Source organism: Rothia sp. P5764, from assembly GCF_048512965.1.
Taxonomy (GTDB): domain Bacteria; phylum Actinomycetota; class Actinomycetes; order Actinomycetales; family Micrococcaceae; genus Rothia.
In genome coordinates this window covers 1-1,130 of sequence record NZ_JBLXXQ010000016.1, presented here as the reverse complement: position 1 = coordinate 1,130, position 1,130 = coordinate 1, and the positions used below count along the sequence as shown (strand labels likewise).

Genomic DNA, 1,130 nt, shown 5'->3' with positions numbered 1-1,130 from the left:
GTTATTTTCTCTTCCTGAGGGTACTGAGATGTTTCACTTCCCCCCGTTCCCTCCAACCAGCCTATACATTCAGCTGGTGGTAACAAACCATGATAGCTTGCTGGGTTTCCCCATTCGGAAATCCTGGGATCAACGCCCTGTTATCGGCTTCCCCAGGCTTATCGCAGATTCACACGTCCTTCATCGGCTTCTAGTGCCAAGGCATCCACCGTGTGCCCTTAATAACTTACACACAGATAAAATCAAGAATAAATTAACCTTGACTATATTTAACTAAGTACAAAATCAAGAATCAAAGAAACACAATCCAAAAAGAATTGAGTATTCTTCAAAACATTGAAGATGCTCGCGTCCACTATACAGTTCTCAAACAACAACCCGATCAACACTCAAGGCAACCAGAACAAACTGATCACTACTCTCATGCCGGGATACACCAAGATAACAGACAAAAGCCTGCTACCTCAAAACCCAACAACGCACCAACACTACACAACACACAAACCAATCAGCACAAACCCAAAGGCCTGCACCAGAACTAACATTCCACCCATGAGCAAACCACCCAAACGACACTCGCGCTCAGCATGGCCAACTAAAAGTTGAGCTCCTTAGAAAGGAGGTGATCCAGCCGCACCTTCCGGTACGGCTACCTTGTTACGACTTAGTCCCAATCGCCAATCCCACCTTCGACGACTCCCTCCCACAAGGGGTTAGGCCATCGGCTTCGGGTGTTACCAACTTTCGTGACTTGACGGGCGGTGTGTACAAGGCCCGGGAACGTATTCACCGCAGCGTTGCTGATCTGCGATTACTAGCGACTCCGACTTCATGGGGTCGAGTTGCAGACCCCAATCCGAACTGAGACCGGCTTTTTGGGATTAGCTCAACCTCACAGTATCGCAACCCTTTGTACCGGCCATTGTAGCATGCGTGAAGCCCAAGACATAAGGGGCATGATGATTTGACGTCATCCCCACCTTCCTCCGAGTTGACCCCGGCAGTCTCCTATGAGTCCCCACCATCACGTGCTGGCAACATAGAACGAGGGTTGCGCTCGTTGCGGGACTTAACCCAACATCTCACGACACGAGCTGACGACAACCATGCACCACCTGTATACCAGCCCC

Annotated in this window: 2 rRNA genes; both read right to left on the bottom strand. The window is 49.8% G+C overall.

The window, feature by feature from the left end:
- Positions 1-232: ribosomal RNA gene (locus tag ACN08Y_RS10855) — 23S ribosomal RNA — on the bottom strand; the annotation flags it as partial.
- 383 nt (positions 233-615) lie between these two features.
- Positions 616-1,130: ribosomal RNA gene (locus ACN08Y_RS10850) — 16S ribosomal RNA — on the bottom strand; the annotation flags it as partial.